This window comes from Sphaerochaeta sp. S2 (assembly GCF_016406725.1).
In the GTDB taxonomy this organism is placed as follows: domain Bacteria; phylum Spirochaetota; class Spirochaetia; order Sphaerochaetales; family Sphaerochaetaceae; genus Sphaerochaeta.
In genome coordinates, this window is sequence record NZ_JAEKNT010000135.1 from 1 (window position 1) to 2,516 (window position 2,516).

2 protein-coding genes are annotated in these 2,516 nt (G+C 48.9%); one reads left to right on the forward strand and one right to left on the reverse strand.

Features of this window, described 5'->3' with window-relative positions; genetic code table 11:
* The coding region (locus tag JF818_RS03590; protein ID WP_198890614.1) for a penicillin-binding protein 2 at positions 1 to 1,503 on the forward strand (1,503 nt) is incomplete at its 5' end.
* Here JF818_RS03590 and JF818_RS03595 read toward each other — a convergent pair.
* Positions 1,500 to 2,501 (reverse strand): hypothetical protein, encoded by a 1,002-nt coding sequence (locus tag JF818_RS03595; protein ID WP_198890615.1) that lies wholly within the window; start codon positions 2,499 to 2,501, stop codon positions 1,500 to 1,502. The two genes, JF818_RS03590 and JF818_RS03595, sit on opposite strands and share 4 nt — an antisense overlap.
* Between the last annotated feature and the right edge of the window lie 15 nt (positions 2,502 to 2,516).

The following is a 2,516-nucleotide window of genomic DNA, read 5'->3' on the forward strand; positions in this document are numbered from 1 at the left end:
ATCTATGACCGAAATGGAAGAATTCTCGCCATTGAACGTCCCTATTGGGGCGTTTACCTTCATCTTAACAAGATTGTGGACCTAGCTCAGGTAAGCGAGGTCATTGCCCCTTTTGTAGAGATGAGCCCATCAGAGATACAACAGAAAGCAAGCAACTACACCACCTATGCGCAGATCAAGAAGGCGATAGACGACAGGCAGGTAGAACCCCTACGCAGTGTCTTACAGGAACATGGCCTGCAGAACCAAGTAAACGTGGAGAAACGGATAGGGCGTACCTATCCTGCACAATTTCATGCATCGCAGACCATTGGATTCACCAATGTGGAGATGGAGGGAATTGAAGGAATTGAGCTGAGTCAGGAAGAATTCCTCAATCCTTATCCAGAAATCGGGAACCGTGGCACTACCTATGGGGAGGATGTCATACTCACCCTGGATGTAGATATTCAATACGCCTTGGATGTACAGTTGCAGAAAATTGCTGATGAATTCAACCCTGATTATGCAATGGCGCTCGTGCTCGATGCCCAAAATGGAGACATTCTTGGCATGTCCAGCTACCCTTGGTACGATATCAATGCACTTGGGCAGAGTGAGGAGGAACAGAGAAGAAACAATGCAGTGAATCTCCTGTATGAGCCAGGATCAGTTTTCAAGCTGTTCAGTATGGCTTCCATCTTGCAGATTGGAGAGGCACAGACTGAAGAACACTTTCTCTGTGATGGATCCTACACCTTCAATGCAGGATCCAGCAATGTGACGATCAACTGTACCTCACCTCATGGGGAAGTTGATGTGGAAACCATGCTTGCAAAATCATGCAATGGGGCAATTTCGCATTGGGCACTCCAGACTGACCCCATTTCTTTTTATACTATGTTGCAACAAATGGGATTCACCAACAGCTATGATATCTCGCTCCCCTCCAAGGCAAAGGCATATATCGCCAACCCTTCCCAGTGGTCTGGAAGAACCCTGCCAACCATTGCCTTTGGACAGGAGCTCTTGGTAAGTGCGTTACATCTCTGTACTGCAGCTACAGCACTCTCCCCAAGTGGGGAACTCATTGCTCCACATCTTATCCTCTCCCGCTCCTCTCCTGTCAGCGGAGAGGAAAGCTACCAACGGGAACGAACGGTGATCTCACAGGTACTGGAACCTTCGGTCACTGAACGTATTCGTGAAGGAATGTATCGCGCTTCACTTTCAGGGGGCACAGGAATCCAGGCAAGCGTTGAAGGTGTGGACCTGGGGGTCAAGACAGGAACAGCACAACTGTTCAATGAGGAGACAAAAAGCTATGAGGATGGAACCATCCTCGTATCTACACTTGGCATGGTACCGATCGATAATCCACAGTACATCCTCTATGTAGGGGCGGGTAATCCGAAAGGGGCTTCCCTGTATGGATCAAATGTAGCAGCGCCAGCGGTTGGTGCCATCGTCAGGACGCTCATAAGCCAGGGAAAACTGATCACAAGCGATACACCCATCCTTTAGAGTGATGGGAAGAATTGGTCAAGCTCAAGAGTAAATCCACGCAATCGGGGAACCAATACCGACGCATCGGCTCGATGAAAATCCTCAGGCACTCCCTGTCCATCAGCAAGGAAAGAGAGAGGAAGCCCAGCCTCCTTGGCAAAGAACAGGATATTACCTATCCCTTGTGTCTCATCGAGCTTGGTCACCAATAATTTTCGCAGGTTATACTCACTGAACAGTTCATACTGTGCAATAAGGTCCGTGAATTTACTGCTCGCACTGACCACCAAGGTGTACTCACGCTCCTTGTCATCAAATGAGGAAAATAGGTCTGAAAGAGAATCCCTGAGCATCACATCCTTGCTGCTATGGCCGGTGGTATCGACCAGAACATGGTCATAGGTCTCCAGGACATCAAGCAATCCAGACAATACTCCTGCATCGGTGGCCTCATACAGCGGGAGGGAGTACTCCTTTGCAAAGAATCTAACCTGTTCCAACGCACCAGGGCGATGCACATCGAAACTGAGCAAAGCTACTTTCTTTCCTTCTTTTGCACGGAGATGGATAGCTAGTTTTACCAGGCTGGTGGTCTTCCCCACCCCGGCCGGTCCTACCAGCACTACGTACCGTTGTTGGACGGAATCCTCAAACTGCAGACCTTCAAGAAGATACTGGAAAAACTGGACTTCAAGCTCTGCTTGCCCCAAGGTCTTCTCATCGGAGAGCAACATGCTCTTGATTTGTTCAATTCTGGCCGGAGGAATCTCATTTTGTTCCATAAGAAAGGATAAATGGTCCCCTGCATCGAAAACAGGATCTTCTGCCACACTCTCTTCAACGGGTTCTGTTTCCTCGACCAGGAAGAAGGTGATGCGGCAACGCTTTTCCTTGCGCATCCCCTTTTTCAACAGGAAATCCTTACGCGTATGAACACGCACTGCAGTTCCCCACTGAGTGCGGGCTTCTTTCAATGCATGTTCATAATCTTCTGCCTCGAGCGTTAGGAATTCCAAATTGCCCCCTTAGAG